The organism is Pseudonocardia humida, from assembly GCF_023898865.1.
Classification (GTDB): domain Bacteria; phylum Actinomycetota; class Actinomycetes; order Mycobacteriales; family Pseudonocardiaceae; genus Pseudonocardia; species Pseudonocardia humida.
On sequence record NZ_JAGSOV010000035.1, the window covers coordinates 153,188 to 172,767 of the forward strand.

A 19,580-nucleotide genomic window follows, 5' to 3' on the forward strand; every position below is an offset into this window, starting at 1 on the left:
GTCCTTCCGGGTGGTCGTCGGTGGGCGGGCGTCAGCACCCCGGACAGGCCGCCGACCACACGCGCCCGAGGTCGACGTGGCGACGCGTCACCAGCGGCACGCGGATGGACACACCCCCATTGAACGCCGGTCGTGCGCGAGAATCACGGTCATAGCCGCGATACGCACGCACGACCTGTTCCGGGGGCATCCGAGGAGCCCGGTGCTGCTGCACGTCCCGCACGCCGGGGTGGGGGTCCCGGGGTGGGCGCGCCGCCACCTGCTGCCCGACGACGAGGCGCTGGCCGCCGAGCAGGCCGCGCTCACCGACCACCTGACCGACCGGATCGCCCTGCGGGCGTCCGCGGTGGCGGCGGTGGCGCCGTGGGTGGTGGTCAACCGGGTGTCGCGGTTCGTCGTCGACCCCGAGCGCTTCCCCGACGAGCGCGAGGAGATGGCCGCGGTCGGGATGGCGGCGGTGTACACGCACGGCACCCGCGGCCAGCGGATCCGCGCCGACGACGCCGACCACCGCGCCGCGCTGCTGGCCGCCTACTACACGACCTGGGCGGACACCGTCGCCCGGCTGGTCGACGCCCGGCTCGCCGCCACCGGCCGCGCGGTGCTGATCGACCTCCACTCCTACCCGAGCGCCCCGCTGCCCTACGAGCTGCACGCCGACGGCCCGCGCCCGCCGGTGTGCCTGGGCACCGACCCCGCGCACACCCCGCCCGAGCTGACCGCCGCCGCCCGGCGGGCGTTCGCGCAGGTCGGCGGGGCGGCGACCGACTCGCCGTTCGGCGGCACCTACGTCCCGGCGCGCCACCACGGCACCGACCGGCGGGTCCGCTCGATCATGGTCGAGCTGCGCCGCGACGGCCACATGGTCGAGCCGGCCGGCCCGGTCACCGGGGGGTTCGCGGTCGCCGCCGCGGCGCTCGCGGCGCTGGTCGACGCCGTGACGTCGTAGGCAATCGGTGGTCCGGGCCGGGAACCGCGCCTACAGTCGGACCGTGGGGGTCTTCCTGGCGCGGCGCCGGCACGTCGACTTCTGCCGCACCCGTTCTGCCGTCTGAGTCGTCGGACCCGTCCCGTCCGACCACCCGGCAGGAGACCCGCATGTCCTCGATCGCCATCGTCGGCGCCGGCCCGCGGGGCGTCGGCCTGCTCGAGCGGCTGGCCGCCAGCGCCCCCGAGCTGCACCCCGACCACCTCGACGTGCACCTCGTCGACCCGTACCCGGCCGGGGCGGGGCGCATCTGGCGCCACGACCAGTCCCCGCTGCTGGCGATGAACTCGATGGCCGCCGACGTCACGATGTTCACCGACGACACGGTGGTCTGCGAGGGCCCGATCGTGGCCGGCCCGTCGTTCTGGGAGTGGGCCGGGCGCACCGACCCCGACACCCTGGAGCCCTCGCTGGCCGCGGAGCTGCGCGCGCTGAGCGCCTCGACGTTCCCGAGCCGCCGGCTGCAGAGCGAGTACCTCGGCTGGGTGCTGCGCGACGTCACGTCCCGGCTGCCCGCCGGGATGCGGGTGCACGTGCACCGGGCCACCGCCGTCGGGCTCCGCGAGGAGGGGGACGCGCAGGTCCTGCGGTTGGACGACGGCAGCGCGCTGCGGACCGACGCCGTCGTGCTCGCCTCCGGCCACCTCGACGCCACCCCCACCGCCGACGAGCTGGCGCTCGCCGCCCGGGCCGCCGAGCACGGCCTGCGCTACCTGCCGCCGGAGCAGACCACCGACACGGACCTGTCGGTGATCGAGCCGGGGGAGACCGTCCTGGTCCGCGGGCTGGGGCTGGCCTTCGTGGACCTGGTGGTGCTGCTGTTCGAGGGCCGCGGCGGGCGGTTCGAGCCCGCAGGCGGCGCCGACGGGCAGGACCTGCGGTACGTGCCCTCCGGCGCGGAGCCGTACCTGGTCGCGGGGTCGCCGCGCGGATCGCTCTACCACGCCAAGCCCGCCTACCAGCTGCGCGGCGGCCGCCCGCCGCTGCCGCGGTTCTTCGGGCCGGCGCAGACCGATCCGGTGATCGCCGCGGGCGAGCCCGTCGAGCTGCTGGAGCGGCTGTGGCCGGACATGGCCAAGGAGATCGCCGGCGGCTGGTACCACGAGCTGTTCAACGGCCACCCGGAGCGCGTGCGGATGGGCTGGGCCGAGTTCGCACAGCGCTACGCCGAGGCCGGGTGGGACTCCCCGCGGATGCGCGCGCTGCTGGAGCGGGCGGTGCCCGACCCGACCGACCGCCTCGACCTCGCCGCCCTGAACGAGCCGCTCACCGGCCTGCGCGCCGACAGCCTCGACGAGCTGCAGCCGCTGGTGCGCGCCCGCATCGAGGAGGACCTGCGCCAGCACACCGACCCCGCGCACACGGCGCACCTCGGTGCCTTCGTGGCCATGCTCTCCGTGTACGGCGAGGTCGGGAGGCTCTTCGCGGCGGGCGTGCTGTCGGCCCGCTCGCGCGCGCACGACATGGCCTGGTGGCAGTCGTTCTTCAACTCCGCGGCCAGCGGCCCGCCCGGGTTCCGGGTGCGCGAGCTGCTGGCGCTGTCCCGCGCCGGCTACGTCCGGTTCCTGGGCTCCGGTCTGCGGCTGGACGTGGCGCCCGACGGGTTCCGGGCGACCAGCGCGACGCTGGCCGGGGCGGAGCCCGTCCGCTCGACCGTGCTGGTCGACGCCCGGCTGCCCGACCCGAGCGCGTCGCGCACCACCGACCCGCTGCTGGCCGACCTGCTGGCCGTGGGGGAGGCGGTGGAGGAGGAACTGGTCGACGCCGACGGCACCGTCCTGCGCAACACCGGGCTGGTCGTCGTGCGGCCGGCCGACGGGGCGCTGGTGCGGGCCTCCGGCGATGTGCACCCGCAGCGGTTCGCGGTGGGGCCGCACACGACGGTCAAGGTGGCCGGGGCGTTCACCCGGCCCGGGATGAACGCGCAGAGCCTGCGCTACAACGACGCCGTGGCCCGCGCGGTGCTGCGCAGCCTCCCGCCGGCCCGTTCCCGCTCCGCCGCGGCCTGACCCGCCGTTCTCGACGGGTCAGGGGCGCGGGCGGGCGCCGAGGGCGGCGGGGGAGTTCGCGTCCAGGGCGCGCCGGAGGGCGTCGAGGTCGGCGGTGGGGCGCAGGGCGACGACCAGGCGGTCGGCCCCGGCCTCGGCGTAGGCGGCGACGGTGGCCGGGTCGAGGCGCCGGTTCGGGGTCACCGAGACGTGCGGCGGGCGGTCGCGACCGCGCCCGGCGGCGGCCTCGCGCAGGCCCGCGACCCGGGCGGCGGTGTCCTCCGGCGACAGCATGAAGCCGTACCAGCCCTCGGCGCTCCGGGCCGCGCGACGGAGTGCGACGGGGGCGTGGCCGCCGACGACGACGGGCAGCGGGCGCTGCACCGGGCGGGGGTGGGCGTCGACGCCGGCGAACCGGACGTGCGTGCCGTCGAAGGCGGGCGCCTCGTCCTCCCAGAGCGCGCGCATCGCGGCGAGGTACTCGTCGGTGCGCGTCCCGCGCTCGTCCATGGCGACGCCGATCGCGCTCAGCTCGGGTTCGAGGTAGCCGGCGCCGATGCCGACCTCCAGCCGCCCGCCGCAGAGCACGTCGAGGCTGGCCAGCTGCTTGGCCAGGACCAGCGGGTGGCGCTGCGGCAGCACGATGACCCCGGTGCCGAGCCGGATGCGGTCGGTGCGCGCGGCCAGGTGGGCCAGCAGGACGACCGGGTCGAGGATCGGCTCGTCGGGGTCCATGGGGGACGGTGCCACCCGCGGGCTGGGCACGACCACGTGCTCCCCGGCCCACAACGAGTCGTAGCCGAGCTCCTCGGCGAGCTCGGCCACGGCCGCGGCGGCCACGGGATCGGTCGCGATGGTGCGGTTGTGCAGGAACAGGCCGATGGTCGGGGTGCTCACCGGGCCACGCTACGTCCGCGCGAGCCGGGCGGACCCCGACGATCGGGAAGGCCGCCATGCCGCTTCCGCATGCCCCGTCGAGGACGACGCCATCGTCGTGTGGACCGGTCCGCATCCGCGATGGCGTCGTGCTCGACGGACCGGGGTCAGGACTTGGGGGCGGCGACCTCCTCCTCGGCGAGGCGCTCCTCGGTCTCGTCGACGACGGCCTCGCGCGGGACGGCACCGCTGCGCACCCGGGAGACCGCGATGGCGATGGCGGCCACCCAGAGCCCGGCGATGAACAGGTAGATGGTGGTGGTGGCCCAGTCGCTGACGTCCAGCGCCCGCAGGATCGTGCGGGTGTTGGTGAACACGATGATCCCGCCGACCGCGGCCCCCAGCACCGGCGCCGGGATCCTGGTGACCAGCCACGCGGCCAGCGGGGCGGCCAGCACGCCGCCGATCAGCAGCCCGCCGATCGTCCACGGGTCGAGCACCGCCGAGCCCAGCCCGATCAGGAAGCCGACGCTGGCGGCCAGCGCGACCAGGAACTCCGAGGTGTCCACCGAGCCGATGACGGTGCGCGGCGCGGTCTTGCCCGCGGTGAGCAGGGCCGGGGTGGCCACCGGGCCCCACCCGCCGCCGCCGGAGGCGTCGACGAAGCCGGCGACCAGGCCGAGCGGGGACAGGAACTTCGAGCGGTGCGGTGAGGTCCGCGCGGTCGCCACCTTCGGTGGGCGCAGCGTGAACTTCAGCATGATGTAGACGCCGAGGGCGAGCAGCGCGCCGGCCATGTACGGGGCGGCGTCCTCGGTGGACAGCGCCGACAGGACGGTCGCGCCCAGGAAGGCCCCGACCGCGCCGGGCACGCCCAGGCGCAGCACGAGCTTCCAGTCGACGTTGCCGAAGCGCCAGTGCGACGCACCCGCCGCGAGGGTGGTGCCGACCTCGGCCAGGTGCACCGAGGCGCTGGCGGTGGCCGGGTTGATGCCCGCCACCAGGAGCAGGGACGTGGACGTGACGCCGTAGGCCATGCCGAGGGCGCCGTCGACGAGCTGGGCGCCGAAGCCGACGAGGGCGTAGACGATGAGCGTTTGCATGGAGGAGCGACTCCGGTGTGGAGGGCAGCAGGAGGAACCGGGGCGCCCTGGGGGCGCGCCGGGGACCCGCGCGGGTCAGCGCGCCGGGGTGGTGCGGGTGGTCAGCGCGGAACGGGCTGAGGGCTCAGCGACAGAACTCGTCGAAGGCGTGGCCGCGCCGGGACGGCCAGAACCGCTCCAGGCCGGTGAAGAGGTGCCCCGTCATGGACGCGTCGGCGCCCGGCCTGGGGCCGGCGGCAGCGGACGCGGAGGGTGGCACCGGACCATCGTCCGTGGGAAGCGGCGCGGTCACAACCGGTTGTCCGCGCTACGGGAGCGGCCCGCAAATGTCCGGACTTCTCCCGGACCGTGCGGGAGCCGCTCGACCAGGTCGGCAGCGCGCCGGCGATGACGGCACGACGACCCGATCGACGCTCGCTACGGTCGGTGCGTGGACGAGACGATCCGGCGTGGGGCTGTTCGCGGTCGGCGCGTACCTGCTGCTCGGCCGCTGGGACCCGGGCGTGCCCGGCGGGATCGACGACGCCGTCGTGCTGGCCGGCGACCTGCTCGCCGCCGACGCGGAGACGCCGGCCACGCTCGAGGTCGCGGGCATGCCGCCGGGGACGGCGATGGCCGACGCCCGCGAGCCGCTGCTGCGGATGCTGGACGAGCAGGGGCGTGCCGCTGCCCCCGCCGCAGCGGCGGATGGACTTCGTCGCCGACGCGTTCGTCGCCGGAGCGCTGTCGGGGCCGGAGTACGGGGAGTACGTCTACGGCGACCTGCCGCCGGTGGGTGGCGCAGACCCCGCTGCAGCAGGACGTCGTGGCCGCGTTGAGGGCGCTGGACCGGGAGACCGACATCGCTCGCCGCGACGAGCGCGGCGAGCGGGTGCGGGCGGTCGTGGCCGCCCACCGCGGCGGGCGGCCGCCGCTCACCCCGAGGTGAGGGTGAGGGGGTTGCCGACCAGGCCCGCGGCCAGGGTGCCGCCGGTGGGCGGGTCGATCAGCAGGAAGCTGCCGGTGGCCCGGATGTCGGCGTAGTCGTCGACCGGGAGGGGGTCGGCCGTGCGCAGGCTCACCATCGCGATGTCGTTGACGGTGAGCGCCTCGGGCGGGTCGACGAAGCGGACGGAGTCGACGTCGAGCCGCTCGCCCAGCGCCCCCACGATGACCTGGGTCGTGCGGGCGCCGTGCTTGAGCAGCAGCCGGGCGCCCGCCCGCAGCGGCTTGTCCGCCAGCCAGCACAGGGTGGCCTCGATCTCGGACCCGACCCGGGGGGCGGCGCCGGCGGCGGCGATCAGGTCGCCGCGGGAGATGTCGATGTCGTCGGTCAACCGGATGGTGACGCTGCGCCCGGCGCCCGCGGCGTCGAGCGGGCCGTCGGCGGTGTCGACGCCGGCCACCGTGGTCCGGGCGCCGCCGGGTAGCACGACGACCTCGTCGCCCGGAGAGACCGTGCCGGAGGCGACCTGGCCGGCGTAGCCGCGGTAGTCGTGCAGCGGCCCCCAGCGCTCCTCGGCGCCGGGCAGGGCCCCCGCGCGGGGGCGGATGACGTACTGGACCGGCATCCGGAACGGCGCGGTGACCTCGGGCCCGGCGACCGGCACCGACTCCAGGTGACCGAGCAGCGTCGGGCCGTCGTACCAGGGCGTGCGCGTCGAGCGCTCGACGACGTTGTCGCCTGCCAGCGCGGACACCGGGATCACCTGCACGGCCTCGTCGGCGAACCCGACCGAGCGGGCCAGCGCGGCGAAGTCCTTGGCGATGGCGGTCAGCGTCTCCTCGTCGTAGCCGACGAGGTCGATCTTGTTGATGGCCAGCACCAGCCGCGGCACCCGCAGCAGCGCGAGCACCGCGGCGTGCCTGCGGGTCTGCTCGACGATGCCGTTGCGCGCGTCGACCAGCAGCACGGCCAGCTCGGCGGTGGACGCCCCGGTGACGGTGTTGCGCGTGTACTGGACGTGCCCCGGGGTGTCGGCGAGCACGAACTCGCGGGTCGGGGTGCCGAAGTAGCGGTAGGCGACGTCGATGGTGATGCCCTGCTCGCGCTCCGCGCGCAGGCCGTCGACCAGCAGCGACAGGTCGGGCGTTGACATGCCCTTGTCGACCGAGGCGCGCTCGACGGCCTCGATCTGGTCGGCCAGCACCGACTTGGTGTCGTAGAGCAGCCGTCCGACCAGCGTGGACTTGCCGTCGTCGACACTCCCCGCGGTGGCGAAGCGCAGCAAATCACGGGACATGGCTAGAAGTACCCCTCACGCTTGCGGTCCTCCATGGCGGCCTCCGACAGCCGGTCGTCGGCCCGGGTGGCGCCGCGCTCGGTCAGCCGGGACGCGGTGACCTCGTCGATGATCTGGTCGAGCGTCGAGGCGGTGGACTCCACCGCGCCGGTGCAGGAGCCGTCGCCGACGGTCCGGTAGCGCACCGACCTGAGTTCCAGGCTCTCCGCGCCACGCGGTCCGCCCCACGGGCCCTCGGCCAGCCACATGCCGTCGCGGCGGAACACCTCGCGCTGGTGCGCGTAGTAGATCGAGGGCAGCTCGACGCCCTCGCGCTGGATGTAGCGCCACACGTCCAGCTCGGTCCAGTTGGAGATCGGGAACACCCGCACGTGCTCGCCCGCGGCGTGCCGTCCGTTGTAGAGGTTCCACAGCTCCGGGCGCTGGCTGCGCGGGTCCCAGCGGCCGAACGCGTCGCGCAGGCTGATGATGCGCTCCTTGGCGCGGGCGCGCTCCTCGTCGCGGCGCCCGCCCCCGAACACGGCGTCGAAGCGGTGCTCGTTGATGCTGTCGAGCAGCGGGACGGTCTGCAGCGGGTTGCGGGTGCCGTCGGGGCGCTCGGTGAGCCTGCCGTCGTCGATCCAGTCCTGGACGTGCGCGACGTGCAGGCGCAGCCCGAGGCGCGCGGCGAGCCGATCGCGGAAGTCGATGACCTCCGGGTAGTTGTGCCCGGTGTCCACGTGCAGCAGCGGGAACGGCACCGGGGCCGGGGCGAACGCCTTGACCGCGAGGTGCACCAGCAGCGTGGAGTCCTTGCCACCGGAGAACAGGATGACCGGGCGGTCGAACTCGCCTGCGACCTCGCGGAAGATGTGGATCGACTCGGACTCCAGCGCGTCGAGCGCGTCCCGGACGGCGGGGGCGGCGGGGCTGACGAAGGCGGTCACTGGACGTGCAGCCCGCACTCGATCTTGCCCGTGCCCGCCCAGCGGCCGCTGCGCGGGTCGGCGCCGGGCAGCGGCTTGGCCGTGCACGGCGCGCAGCCGATGCTCGGGTAGCCCTCCGCCACCAGCGGGTTGACCAGCACGCCGTGGGCGTCGATGTAGGCCTGCATCTCGTCGTCGCTCCACGCCGCCAGCGGGTTGATCTTGACCAGCCCGAACTTCTCGTCGTAGCTGATCAGCGGGGTGTTCGCCCTGGTCGGCGCCTCGACGCGGCGGACGCCGGTCACCCAGGCGTCGTAGCCGCTCAGCGTGCGCTCCAGTGGGGCGACCTTGCGCAGCGCGCAGCACCGGTTCGGGTCGCGGGCGAACAGGTCCTTGCCCAGGAGGCCGTCCTGCTGGGCGACCGTGTGCTCGGCCGTTGCGTCGACCATCCGCACGTCGTACACGTGCTCGACGGCGTCGCGGGTGCCGATGGTCTCGGCGAAGTGGTAGCCGGTCTCCAGGAACAGCACGTCGACGCCGGGCAGGGCCTTGGCGGCCAGGTCGACCAGCACGGCGTCCTGCATGTTCGACGCCACGATCAGCCGGCGGCCGAACGTCGCGGCGGCCCAGTCGAGCAGCCGGCCCGCGGTGGCGTCGGGGCCCAGCTCGGCCGCACCCCGCTCGGCGACTGCTCGAAGATCGGTCTCGGTCGCAACACTCACTTCGACACCTCCGGGACTCCGATTCCGATCATCTTCACGGCGAAGGTCCGCAGGCAGCCCGCGCAGTACCAGGCGCCGTGCGGCACGCGCTCGGTCTGCTCGGCCGGGCGCAGGTCCTCCTCGCCGCAGTACGGGCAGTAGAAGGGCACCGCGCGCTCACTCATCCCGGGCCCTCATCGCAGGTCGGCCTCGTCGGCGCGCAGCACCCACTGCGCGAACCGCTCGCCCTCGGTGCGCTGCTCGACGAACCGGCGCACGACCCGGTCGACGTACTCGCCCAGCTCGGCGCTGGTGACCTTGAGCCCGCGCAGCTTGCGGCCGAACCCGGCGTCCAGCCCGAGGCCGCCGCCCAGGTGCACCTGGAAGCCCTCCACCTGGTCGCCCGCGGCGTCGGTGACGATCTGGCCCTTGAGCCCGATGTCGGCGACCTGGGTGCGCGCGCAGGAGTTCGGGCAGCCGTTGAGGTGGATCGAGATCGGCACGTCGGGGTGCAGGTCGGCCAGGCGCTTCTCCAGGTCGTCGACCAGCCGGATGGCCCGCTCCTTGGTCTCGACGATGGCCAGCTTGCAGTACTCGATGCCGGTGCAGGCCATGGTCGAGCGCCGCCACGGCGACGGCTCGGCCTGCAGGCCCAGCGTGTTGAGCCGGGCGACGAGCGCCTCGACGTTCTCGTCGGGCACGTCCAGCACCACGATCTTCTGCTGGGCGGTGAGCCGCACGCGGCCCGACCCGGCGGCCTCGGCCGCGTCGGCCAGGTCGATCAGGGTGCCGCCGGAGACCCGGCCCGACGCGGGCGCGACGCCGATGTAGTTGCGGCCGTCGACCTGCTTGTGCACGCCGACGTGGTCGATCGGGATCTCCGGGATGGCCGGCGCGGGCCCGTCGGCCAGCGGACGGCCGAGGTACTCCTCCTCCAGCACGCGGCGGAACTCCGCCGCGCCCCAGTCGGCGATCAGGAACTTGATCCGGGCGCGGTGGCGCAGGCGCCGGTAGCCGTAGTCGCGGAAGATCGAGATGATCCCGGCCCACACGTCCGGGATGTCCTCCAGCGCCACCCAGGTGCCCAGCCGCTGAGCGATCTTCGGGTTGGTGGACAGCCCGCCGCCGACCCAGACGTCGAAGCCGGGGCCGTGCTCGGGGTGCTCGACGCCGATGAACGAGACGTCGTTGACCTCGTGCGCGACGTCCTGCTGCCAGGAGATCGCGGTCTTGAACTTGCGCGGCAGGTTGGAGAACTCCGGGCTGCCGATGTAGCGGTCGAGGATGGTGTCGATCGCCCACGTGGGGTCGACCTCCTCGGCGGCCGAGATGCCGGCCACCGGCGACCCGAGGATCACCCGCGGGGTGTCGCCGCAGGCCTCGGTGGTCAGCAGGCCCAGGCCCTCCAGCCGCTCCCAGATCGCCGGCATGCTCTCGATCTCGATCCAGTGGTACTGGATGTTCTGCCGGTCGGTGACGTCGGCGGTGTCGCGGGCGTGGTCGCGGGAGATCTCCCCGACCGCGCGCAGCTGCTCTGTGGTCAGCGCGCCGCCGTCGATGCGCACGCGCAGCATGAAGTACCGGTCGTCGAGCTCCTCGGGCTCCAGCGCCGCGGTGCGCCCGCCGTCGATGCCCGGCTTGCGCTGGGTGTAGAGCCCCCACCAGCGCATCCGGCCGCGCAGGTCGGCCGGGTCGATCGAGTCGAACCCGCGCTTGGCGTAGACGTTCTCGATCCGCGCGCGGACGTTGAGCCCGTCGTCGTCCTTCTTGGTGCGCTCGTTGGGGTTCAGCGGCTCGCGGTGGCCGAGCTTCCACTGGCCCTCGCCGCGCTTGCGCTTGACCGGCTGGTTGCTGGGGGGCAAGGGGTGCCTCCGGGTGGCGTGCGGCACGCGACGGCGCGCGGCCGGTGGCCGGGTTGTGGTGGGGTCGGTCGGCTGGGGTCGAGAAGGCTCAGCGCCGACAGAGCGCGCTGCTGACCCGGTGCAGGTCGACGTGGCGACGGGCCACGAGACGCAGGGTGAGCGCGGACATGGGCCCCAGCGTGCCACCTGTCCGGTCAGCGATCCACGGGCGTCCGCATGCTGGGAGGGGATTCACACGAGCTCGCCCGGCGGGCGCCCTGGCGGCTCCAGCTCCGCCAGCACGCCGTAGTGGTCGCTGGCCTGCACCTCGCCCACCGGCCCGGCCAGGACCAGCTCGCAGGAGCGCACCCGCAGGGTCGGGCCGTGCTCCTCGCCGCGCACCAGCACGTAGTCGATCCGCCGCGGCCGCACCAGCGGCATGGACCCGTCGCGGACCAGCGTGTTCCGCGGGGTGAACGTGTGGCCGGGCTCGTCGCCGCGGACGCTCTCCCAGGCGTCGTGGTAGGCGGCGCTCGTGCCGTCGAGCGACTGGCGGCCGGTGAGGAACCGGACGCTGGCCGCGTCCGGGGTGGCGTCCAGGTCACCGAGCAGCACCACGTGCGCGGGGCGCTCGGCCACCAGGTCCTCGACCGCGCGGGCCACGGCGACGGCCTGGCGCTCCCGCACGGCCTCCCGGTCGATCGGCCAGACCGGCTTGTGGTGCACCACGAGCAGCGGCCCGATCGGCGGTGGGGCCAGCACCTCGGCGGCCACCGCCCCGGTCCACGGCAGCACCGCGGTGGCCGCGCCGAGGTGCAGGTCGATGTGGTGCACCGCGCCGAACGGCCAGCGGCTCACCAGTTCCGCCCCGACCGGGTCGTCCGGGTCGGTGCTGCGGTGGCGGACCGCGTGCCTGCCCGGCCCGAGCAGGTCGGCGGCCTGGCCCGGCTCGACCTCCTGCAGGGCGGCGACGTCCGGGTCGAGCCGGTGCAGCTCGGCGCGCAGCACGTCGCGGCGGGCGGCGTAGTCCACGTACGCGGGGGCGAGTGTGTTGAAGGTCAGCACGCGCAGGGTGGCCACCGGTCGGATCCTGCCGGACGCGCCTACCCTGGATGCGGTGCTGCCGCCCTTCGGGATCTACGTCCACGTGCCGTTCTGCGCGGCCCGCTGCGGCTACTGCGACTTCAACACCTACACCGCCGCGGAACTGGGCGGGGCGCCCGACGGCTCCGGCGCCTCCCCGGACGGCTGGCTGGCGGCCGTGCGCCGCGAGCTCGACCTCGCCGCGGCCACCGTCGGGCCGCGCCCGGTCGACACCGTCTTCGTCGGCGGCGGGACGCCCTCGCTGATCGGGGCGGAGCGGCTCGGCGCCGTGCTCGGCGCGATCCGCTCGACGTTCGGCCTGGCCCCCGGGGCCGAGGTGACCACCGAGTCCAACCCCGAGTCCACCTCGCCGGAGTTCTTCGCCGGGCTGGTCGAGGCCGGGTTCACCCGGGTGTCGCTGGGCATGCAGTCCGCCGCCCCGCACGTCCTGCGCATCCTCGACCGGCGCCACACGCCGGGGCGGGCCGTCGCCGCGGCCCGGGAGGCCCGCGCCGCCGGGCTCGCGCACGTCAACCTCGACCTCATCTACAGCACCCCCGGCGAGACCGACGACGACCTGCGCGGCTCCCTCGACGCCGTCCTGGAGGCCGGGGTCGACCACGTCTCGGCGTACTCGCTGATCGTCGAGGACGGCACCGCGATGGCCCGCAAGGTCTCCCGCGGCGAGCTCCCGATGCCCGACGACGACGTCGCGGCCGCCCGCTACGAGATGATCGACGACCGGCTCGCCGCCGCCGGTTTCGCCTGGTACGAGGTGTCCAACTGGGCGACGACCGCCGAGGCGGCCTGCCGGCACAACCTCGGCTACTGGCTCGACGGCGACTGGTGGGGGCTGGGCCCCGGCGCGCACTCGCACCTGGCCGGCACCCGCTGGTGGAACGTCAAGCACCCGGCCCGCTACGCCGCCGCGCTGGCCGCCGGGGGCACCCCGGAGGCCGACCGCGAGCTGCTCACCGAGGGCGAGCGGCACACCGAGCGGGTGATGCTGCGGCTGCGGCTGGCCTCCGGGCTCCCGCTCGACCTGCTCGACCGGGCCGGGCGCGCGGCCGCCGAGCGGGCCGCGGCCGACGGGCTGCTCGTCGTCGACGGGGGGCGCGCGGTGCTGACCCGGCGCGGTCGGCTGCTGGCCGACGGCGTCGTGCACGCGCTGCTCGCCGGAGCGCCCGCGTGACGCCGCCCCACCCCCCGTCCCCTCCGCCCCTCGCCCCTCCGCCCCTCGCCCCCCGCCCGGTTCCTGAACCTCGCGGCGGGGGTGGCCGGGGGCCCGACGGGACGGCACGGCGGTGAGCCCGCGACGGCGGGTGCTCGTGCTGCTGCTGGCCGCGGTCGTCGCGGTGGCGGCGGTGGTCGTGGGGGTGCGCTGGGTCGTGGGGCTGGGGCCGTCGATCGACCCCGACTCCCGGCCCGACCAGGCCGCGCTCGGGCCCGTCCTGTTGGTGCCCGGGTACGGCGGGTCGCGGGAGAGCCTGGGCGCGCTGGCCGCGCGAATCGAGGCGACCGGGCGCGAGGCCGAGGTCCTCACCTTGGCCGGCGACGGCACCGGCGACCTGGCCGCCCAGGTGGAGGTGCTCGACGAGGCCGTCGACGACCGGCTCGCCGCCGGCGCACCCTCCGTCGACGTCGTTGGCTACTCGGCGGGCGGGGTGGTCGCCGGGCTGTGGGTCGCCCGTGCGGACGGGGCGGCCAGGGCCCGCCGGGTCGTCACCCTCGGCTCGCCGCTCAACGGCACGACCGTGGCCGCCGCGGGCGCGGCCTCGGCCCCGGACGCCTGCCCCGTCGCCTGCCGGCAGCTGGCGCCGGGCAGCGCGGAGCTGGCCGAGCTGGCCAGGGCCGGGGTGGGTGGCGCGCTGCCGTGGCTGTCGATCTGGACCGCCGACGACCAGACCGTCACCCCACCCGACTCGGCGCGGCTGGCCGGCGCGGTCAACGTCGAGCTGCAGTCGGTGTGCGCGACGTCCCGCGTCGCCCACTCGGGCCTGCCCACCGACCAGGCCGTCACCGGTCTGGTGCTGCGCGGCATCTCCGCCGACCCGCTCGCCCCGCCCACCGACTGCGCCGCGCTCCGCGCCGCCGCAACCGGCTGACCCGCCGCTCCCCGTCCACCCGTCCCCGCCCACCCCACCCGCCCCCGCCCACCCCACCCGCCCCCGCCCACCCCGCCCGCCCCCCAGTCAGGAAAGCCACCATCAGGACGCCAGGTGTCCTGATGGTGGCTTTCCTGACACGGGGCCGAGGGAGTGCCGGGGCCGAGGGAGTGCCGGTGCCAACCGAGCTGCCAACCGAGCTGCCGGCCGAGTGCCGGCTGCGCGAGACCCGCCGGCCCGCGCTCAGCTCGTGACGTCCTTGGTGGCGAAGTTGGCCCAGGCGGCGCCGAAGGCCACCGAGATCCAGCCGAGCTGCACGAGCGCGCCGCGCCGGATCGACGGCCAGAGGACCGGGTCGCGGTAGAGGTCGATCCAGGCCAGCCAGTGGGTGGTGGGCAGGAATGTGCGGATTGCGGCGGCGGCGTCGAGCGGCAGCAGCACCGCGCTCGTGACGACCACCGCGAGCACGCCGAGGGCGGCGGCCAGCGGGGAGTCGGTCAGGGTGGAGAAGAACAGCCCGAGCGCGCCCAGCGTGAGCATGCACAGCGCCAGGTAGGCGACCGTGCCGGCGGTCCGGACGAGCAGCTGGGCCGGCGTGAGGACCGCCCCGGACAGCGACGCGATCCCGCCCCCGCCGCCGAGGGTGGCATCGGGCCCGAACCCGAACGCCGCCACCCCGACCAGGTAGCCCGTCACCGTCACCAGCAGCACGGCCAGCAGCACGAACGCCGTCACCGAGACCAGCTTCGCGACCAGCAGCCGCAGCCGTCCGACCGGCCGGGCCAGCAGGTAGCGCAGGGTGCCCGCGCTCGCCTCACCGGCGATCGCGTCGCCGGCGACGACGGCCACCGTGATCGGCAGGAACACCGGCAGCACCAGGGCCAGCGCCGCGGCCGGGAACAGCTGCCCGTTCGACACCACCGCCGACAGGAACGCCCCGCCCCGGCCCGGCGCCGGCGCGAGCCGGGTGGTCGCCAGCAGCACCGCGACCAGCGCGGGCAGCGCGCACAGCAGCGTCCAGCACAGCCACACCCGCCGCCTGCGCAGCATGAGCGCCAGCTCGACCCGGATCACCCGCGCCTCCGGTACCCGTGCGCCACGGTCAGGACCCTCACGTCCGACCTCCGTCGACCTGGTCGGAACCGGCGCCGGTGGACTCCAGCACCACCTGTTCGAGGCTGCGCCGCTGCGCGGTCAGCCCGGTGACCGCGATCCCGGCCGCGACGAGCCGGGCGTTCAGCTCGGCGGGATCGTCGCCGCGCACGACCAGCTCGTCGCCGTCGCGGCCGACGACCTGCCCGTCCAGCAGCCCGACGACCGCGGCCGGGTCGGGCGTGCGGACGAGCACGCGCCCGGTCGGGGCCCGCAGGACGTCGAGGTCCTCGGTCAGCACGAGCCGCCCGCGGTCCATCACGCCGACCCGCGTGCAGAGGGCCTCCACCTCGCTGAGCAGGTGGCTGGACAGCACCACGGTGGTGCCGGCGGCGTTCAGCTCGACCAGCAGCTCGCGCACGTCGTTGATGCCGCGCGGGTCGAGCCCGTTGGTCGGCTCGTCGAGCAGCAGCAGCTCCGGGCCGCGCAGCAGCGCGGCGGCGATGCCCAGGCGCTGGCGCATGCCCAGCGAGTAGGCCCGCACCGGGCGCCGGTCGACGGCCCCGAGCCCGACCCGCCGCAGGACCTCCTCGACGCGGTCGCGCCGACCGCGCCGGCGCGAGCCGCGCCCGGCGGCGTCGAGCAGCCGCAGGTTGTCCCGCCCGGACAGGTGCGGCCAGGCCGCCGGTCCCTCCACCAGCGCGCCGACCCTGGGCAGCACCGCCCCCGCCCCGCGCGGCATCGGCCGGTCGAGCAGCCGCACCGTCCCCGACGTCGGGTGCACCAGCCCGAGCAGCATCCGCACCAGGGTCGTCTTGCCGGAGCCGTTCGGCCCGAGCAGCCCGAACCGGACGCCCCGCGGCACCGCGAGGTCGACCCCGTCGACGGCGGTGACCCGGCCGAACCGCTTGGTCAGCCCCTCGGTGACGATCACGGTGTCGGTCGCGGGCATCAGCGCGGCCCCCGTTCGGGCAGCTCGCGCAGCGCCTGCTCCAGCACCGGCGCCGCGACGGTGCCCATCATCAGCACGCTCCCGCCGCGCCTGCCGTGCACGAGCACCGACAGCAGGGGGGTGGACAGCGAGACGGCCCGGCCGGTCGGCACGTCGACGGCCGTCCCACCGCCGGCGCCCGCCCCGTCGATCGCCTGGCGGGCCACGTCGCCGCTCACCGGGATCAGCGCGAACCCGGCCAGCCCGGAGCCGTACAGCCCGACGCCGGGCAGCTCGGCGTCCGGGGTGCCGGTGAGCGCGACGCGGTCGCGCCCGGCCAGCCGGGCCGGCGCGGGCGCCGCCTCCAGCACCCGCAGTGCGCCGCTGATGTCGGCGGCGCCGACGGCGACGGACCCGGCACCCGGCGGCACCGTCGGGGTGACCTCGGCGGGGTCGGGCACCCGGTCGGAGACGTCGAGCAGCTCGGTGAGCAGCAGCGGGTCGCCGGTGCGCGCGGACACCTCGACCCGCAGCGGCAGCGCTGTCGCCGGGTCGCCCGCGACGTCGGCCCAGATGTCGACCCGGCCCACGGTGGTGTCCGGGTCGACCGGGGTGAGCCGCAGGCCGGCCGCGTCGCGCCCGGCGATCCGGCGCGCGGGCAGCGCCGAGACCGGATCGGTCGGGGCCAGCCGCACGATCCGCCGGGCCAGCTCCGGCGGGGCCAGGTCGCCGGCGCGGGGCAGCCGCAGCGGGGTGCGCCCGACGACCCGGGTGAGCTGCTGGGCGCCGAAGTCCCACGCGTACTCGACGCCGCCGACCAGGTAGGTGCCGCGCTCGCCGGAGTTGTCGACCTGGTCGACGCGCCACCGGTCGGCACCGGCCACGAAGGCCCGGATGCGGGTGGTCGTGGTCAGCAGCTCCGAGACCGACTCCAGGCGGGGGATCTCCGGGAGCCCGAGCCGCCCGGTGCTCTCCGCGTAGCCGACGTAGGGCCGCGGCGCCCCGGCGATGCGGGCGCGCAGCCGCTCCGGGTCGACCTCGACGGCCGCCGCGGGCGGGGTGTAGGAGCCCAGCCCGACGAGCCCCGCGGCCCCGGCCGCCACCAGCAGCCAGCGCCGGCTGAATCGGTGCGCGGTCACGTGGGGCCACGTTGCCAGTTGAGCTGTGAACAAACCGTGGGGATCAACTCAGCTGCGGCACGGGCACCGCGCACACCGGTTGGCCGCCGCGCACATGTCGGGACGTGTGCGCGGTGACCACCAGGTGTGCGCGGTGTCCCACGAGCGGCAGGCGCCCCGGAGCGCAGAACCCGTCCGACGGCCCGGGGGCATCCTGCACCGGCGTGTGCGCCCTCCGCACGGCTTAGACTGGGAGCAGGCCCGTCGAGCCAGGGAGGTGCGTCGCGTGAACGCCGACGAACGTCGTTTCGCCGTGTTGCGGGCGATCGTCGCCGACTACGTGGCCACGCACGAGCCGGTCGGCTCCAAGATGATCGTCGACCGGTACAACCTGGGCGTCTCCAGCGCCACGGTCCGCAACGACATGGCCGTGCTGGAGGAGGACGGGCTCATCGTCCAGCCCCACACCAGCGCCGGGCGGGTGCCCACCGACAAGGGCTACCGGCTCTTCGTCGACCGCCTGGCCCAGGTCAAGCCGCTGTCGGCGGCGGAGCGGCGGGCCGTGCAGGCGTTCCTGGACGGCGCCGTCGACCTCGACGACGTGCTGCGCCGCAGCGTCCGGCTGCTGGCCCAGCTCACCCGCCAGGTGGCCGTCGTGCAGTACCCGACGCTCACCCGCTCCACGGTGCGCCACCTGGAGATCGTGCAGCTCACCCCGGCGCGGCTGATGCTCGTGCTGATCACCGACTCGGGGCGGGTCGACCAGCGCGTCGTCGACCTCGGCGAGGTGCTCACCGACGACCAGGTCGCCCAGCTGCGCGGGATGATCAACGGCGCGCTGGCCGGGCGCCCGCTGGCCGCCGCCTCGGCCGCGGTGGCCGACCTGCCCGACTCCGCGCCGTCCGAGCTGCGCGAGGTCACCATCACGCTGTCCACGATCCTGATCGAGACGCTGGTCGAGCACCCCGAGGAGCGGCTGCTGCTGGGCGGCACGGCCAACCTCACCCGCAACGTGGCCGACTTCCCCGGCTCGCTGCGCCAGGTGCTCGAGGCCCTCGAGGAGCAGGTCGTCGTGCTCAAGCTGCTGGCCTCCGCGCAGGACCCCGGCACCGTCACCATCCGCATCGGCGAGGAGAACGAGGCCGAGGAGATGCGCGACACGTCCGTGGTCTCGATCGGCTACGGATCGGGCACGGTGCTGGGGGGGATGGGAGTCCTCGGACCCACCCGGATGGACTACCCCGGTTCGATCGCGGCGGTGCATGCGGTGGCCCGGTACGTGGGTGAGATCCTTGCTGGACGCTGACGGTGTCGGGGTGGCACCGGCGGGGGACGGAACCGGAGCCGGAATACCGGCGCACCACTCGACGCTCAGGCATCTGGGCTGAGTCGACCGAGCGAGAAGGACCATGGGGAACGCCAGGGTGGCACGGGACTACTACGGGACCCTCGGGGTCGAACAGGACGCCGGGCCCGACCAGATCAAGCGGGCCTACCGGCGGCTGGCCAGGGAGCTGCATCCCGACGTCAACCCCGACCCGGCGGCGCAGGAGAAATTCCGCGAGGTCAGCACCGCCTACGAGGTCCTGTCCGACCCGGAGAAGCGGCGCATCGTCGACCTGGGCGGCGACCCGATGGGCAACGGCGCGGCCGCCGGCGCCCCGGGCGACCAGTTCGGCTTCGGCTTCGGCGTCAACGACATCATGGACGCGTTCTTCGGCGGCCAGGGCGGCGGTCGCGGGCGGGGCCCGCGCAGCCGCGTGCAGCCCGGCGCCGACGCGCTCATCCGGATGCCGCTCACGCTCAACGAGTGCGCCACCGGCGTCACCAAGGACCTGACGGTCGACACGGCCGTGCTGTGCCCGGAGTGCACCGGCGGGGGCTGCGCGCCCGGCACGGCGCCCTCGGTCTGCGACATCTGCTCGGGCCGCGGCGAGGTGCAGAGCGTGCAGCGCTCGTTCCTCGGCCAGGTCGTCACGTCCCGGCCCTGCCCGAACTGCCGCGGCTTCGGCGAGATCATCACCGACCCGTGCCGCCAGTGCGGCGGCGACGGCCGGGTCCGCTCGCGGCGCGCCGTCGGCGTGCGCATCCCGGCGGGCGTGGCCGACGGGATGCGCGTGCGGCTGGCCGGCCAGGGCGAGGTCGGCCCGGGCGGTGGCCCCGCGGGCGACCTCTACGTCGAGGTCGAGGAGGAGCCGCACGAGCTGTTCACCCGCGACGGCGCCGACCTGCACTGCACCGTCCAGCTCCCGATGACGGCCGCCGCGCTCGGCACCACCCTCCCGCTGCCCACCCTGGACGGCGTGGAGGAGCTGCACGTCGAGCCGGGCACGCAGGCGGGCGCGGTGCAGACGCTGCGCGGCAAGGGCATGCCCCGGCTGCGCTCCACCGGCCGGGTCGACGGGCACGGCGACCTCATGGTGCACGTCGACGTGGCCGTGCCGACCAACCTGACCAAGGACCAGGTCGACCTGCTGCGCCAGCTGGCCGCGATGCGCGGTGAGGAGCAGCCCGACCTGGTCGGCGGCAACCGCAACGGCCACGGCATCTTCTCCCGCCTGCGCGACTCCTTCGGCCGCTGATCACGGGGTCGTGAGTGGGTATCACGGTCCTGACCGTGATACTCA

The 19,580-nt window shown here is 75.3% G+C and carries 18 protein-coding genes; 7 read left to right on the forward strand and 11 right to left on the reverse strand.

The features are described from left to right. Nucleotides 1–202: 202 nt before the first annotated feature. Nucleotides 203–949, forward strand: a complete 747-nt coding sequence (locus tag KDL28_RS16535) for an N-formylglutamate amidohydrolase (RefSeq protein WP_252439532.1) — start codon at nucleotides 203–205, stop codon at nucleotides 947–949. 149 nt (nucleotides 950–1,098) lie between these two features. Next, nucleotides 1,099–2,997 (forward strand): FAD/NAD(P)-binding protein, encoded by a 1,899-nt coding sequence (locus tag KDL28_RS16540; protein ID WP_252439534.1) that lies wholly within the window; start codon nucleotides 1,099–1,101, stop codon nucleotides 2,995–2,997. Nucleotides 2,998–3,015: 18 nt separating this feature from the next. Here the strand turns inward: KDL28_RS16540 and KDL28_RS16545 are convergent, their stop codons facing one another. Next, the gene (locus KDL28_RS16545) at nucleotides 3,016–3,873 is read right to left on the reverse strand and encodes an LLM class F420-dependent oxidoreductase (protein ID WP_252439536.1); all 858 of its coding nucleotides are present in this window, start codon (nucleotides 3,871–3,873) and stop codon (nucleotides 3,016–3,018) included. Between the two features lie 146 nt (nucleotides 3,874–4,019). After that, nucleotides 4,020–4,955, reverse strand: coding sequence for a sulfite exporter TauE/SafE family protein (locus tag KDL28_RS16550; protein ID WP_252439538.1), 936 nt, complete (start codon nucleotides 4,953–4,955; stop codon nucleotides 4,020–4,022). Between the two features lie 775 nt (nucleotides 4,956–5,730). Here KDL28_RS16550 and KDL28_RS16555 point away from each other — a divergent pair. Then, a complete protein-coding gene (locus tag KDL28_RS16555) occupies nucleotides 5,731–5,883 on the forward strand; it encodes a hypothetical protein (protein WP_252439555.1) in 153 nt (50 codons plus the stop codon). Here KDL28_RS16555 and KDL28_RS16560 read toward each other — a convergent pair. The 6 genes from KDL28_RS16560 to KDL28_RS16585 all read right to left on the reverse strand — a co-directional run bounded on the left by KDL28_RS16560 (nucleotide 5,870) and on the right by KDL28_RS16585 (nucleotide 11,704). Then, complete coding sequence (locus tag KDL28_RS16560) at nucleotides 5,870–7,177, reverse strand: sulfate adenylyltransferase subunit 1 (RefSeq protein WP_252439557.1); 1,308 nt, start codon at nucleotides 7,175–7,177, stop codon at nucleotides 5,870–5,872. The genes KDL28_RS16555 and KDL28_RS16560 overlap by 14 nt on opposite strands. A 2-nt stretch (nucleotides 7,178–7,179) precedes the next feature. Continuing rightward, a complete protein-coding gene (cysD, locus tag KDL28_RS16565) occupies nucleotides 7,180–8,103 on the reverse strand; it encodes a sulfate adenylyltransferase subunit CysD (protein ID WP_252439559.1) in 924 nt (307 codons plus the stop codon). Continuing rightward, nucleotides 8,100–8,804, reverse strand: coding sequence for a phosphoadenylyl-sulfate reductase (locus KDL28_RS16570; protein WP_252439561.1), 705 nt, complete (start codon nucleotides 8,802–8,804; stop codon nucleotides 8,100–8,102). The genes cysD and KDL28_RS16570 overlap by 4 nt, the downstream gene beginning before the upstream one ends. Continuing rightward, entirely contained in the window at nucleotides 8,801–8,968 is a 168-nt protein-coding gene (locus tag KDL28_RS16575) for an Insertion element protein (RefSeq protein ID WP_252439563.1), read from the reverse strand. Before KDL28_RS16575 ends, KDL28_RS16570 begins: the two co-directional genes overlap by 4 nt. A 9-nt stretch (nucleotides 8,969–8,977) precedes the next feature. Further along, a complete protein-coding gene (locus KDL28_RS16580) occupies nucleotides 8,978–10,645 on the reverse strand; it encodes a nitrite/sulfite reductase (protein ID WP_252439565.1) in 1,668 nt (555 codons plus the stop codon). Between the two features lie 231 nt (nucleotides 10,646–10,876). Continuing rightward, nucleotides 10,877–11,704, reverse strand: coding sequence for an endonuclease/exonuclease/phosphatase family protein (locus KDL28_RS16585; protein ID WP_252439567.1), 828 nt, complete (start codon nucleotides 11,702–11,704; stop codon nucleotides 10,877–10,879). 28 nt (nucleotides 11,705–11,732) lie between these two features. On the opposite strand from KDL28_RS16585, the gene hemW reads away from it, so the two are divergent. Continuing rightward, nucleotides 11,733–12,899 carry a radical SAM family heme chaperone HemW gene (gene hemW / locus KDL28_RS16590; RefSeq protein WP_256501873.1) on the forward strand — a complete coding sequence of 389 codons (1,167 nt, stop codon included), beginning with the start codon at nucleotides 11,733–11,735 and terminating at the stop codon, nucleotides 12,897–12,899. Between the two features lie 112 nt (nucleotides 12,900–13,011). Continuing rightward, nucleotides 13,012–13,812, forward strand: coding sequence for an esterase/lipase family protein (locus KDL28_RS16595; protein WP_252439571.1), 801 nt, complete (start codon nucleotides 13,012–13,014; stop codon nucleotides 13,810–13,812). Between the two features lie 243 nt (nucleotides 13,813–14,055). Here the strand turns inward: KDL28_RS16595 and KDL28_RS16600 are convergent, their stop codons facing one another. From KDL28_RS16600 to KDL28_RS16610, 3 genes are read right to left on the reverse strand one after another with little or no spacing between them, the layout of a single operon-like run. Then, nucleotides 14,056–14,886 (reverse strand): ABC transporter permease, encoded by an 831-nt coding sequence (locus KDL28_RS16600; protein ID WP_252439573.1) that lies wholly within the window; start codon nucleotides 14,884–14,886, stop codon nucleotides 14,056–14,058. A gap of 37 nt (nucleotides 14,887–14,923) precedes the next feature. Further along, nucleotides 14,924–15,838, reverse strand: a complete 915-nt coding sequence (locus KDL28_RS16605; protein WP_372496990.1) for an ABC transporter ATP-binding protein — start codon at nucleotides 15,836–15,838, stop codon at nucleotides 14,924–14,926. A 17-nt stretch (nucleotides 15,839–15,855) separates the two neighbouring features. Continuing rightward, a complete protein-coding gene (locus KDL28_RS16610; protein WP_252439577.1) occupies nucleotides 15,856–16,974 on the reverse strand; it encodes a LolA-like protein in 1,119 nt (372 codons plus the stop codon). Nucleotides 16,975–17,239: 265 nt separating this feature from the next. Here KDL28_RS16610 and hrcA point away from each other — a divergent pair, with 265 nt between their 5' ends. Both hrcA and dnaJ read left to right on the forward strand, forming a co-directional pair. Further along, entirely contained in the window at nucleotides 17,240–18,259 is a 1,020-nt protein-coding gene (gene hrcA, locus KDL28_RS16615; RefSeq protein WP_252439579.1) for a heat-inducible transcriptional repressor HrcA, read from the forward strand. 118 nt (nucleotides 18,260–18,377) lie between these two features. Next, entirely contained in the window at nucleotides 18,378–19,535 is a 1,158-nt protein-coding gene (gene dnaJ / locus KDL28_RS16620; RefSeq protein ID WP_252439581.1) for a molecular chaperone DnaJ, read from the forward strand. Nucleotides 19,536–19,580 lie beyond the last annotated feature (45 nt).

Excerpts from the sequence above, each read along its gene's own strand:
- KDL28_RS16540 (WP_252439534.1), top strand. The coding sequence starts at position 1,099 with ATGTCCTCGATCGCCATCGTCGGCGCCGGCCCGCGGGGCGTCGGCCTG.
- KDL28_RS16550 (WP_252439538.1), bottom strand. The coding sequence starts at position 4,955 with ATGCAAACGCTCATCGTCTACGCCCTCGTCGGCTTCGGCGCCCAGCTC.
- KDL28_RS16560 (WP_252439557.1), bottom strand. The coding sequence starts at position 7,177 with ATGTCCCGTGATTTGCTGCGCTTCGCCACCGCGGGGAGTGTCGACGAC.
- KDL28_RS16575 (WP_252439563.1), bottom strand. The coding sequence starts at position 8,968 with ATGAGTGAGCGCGCGGTGCCCTTCTACTGCCCGTACTGCGGCGAGGAG.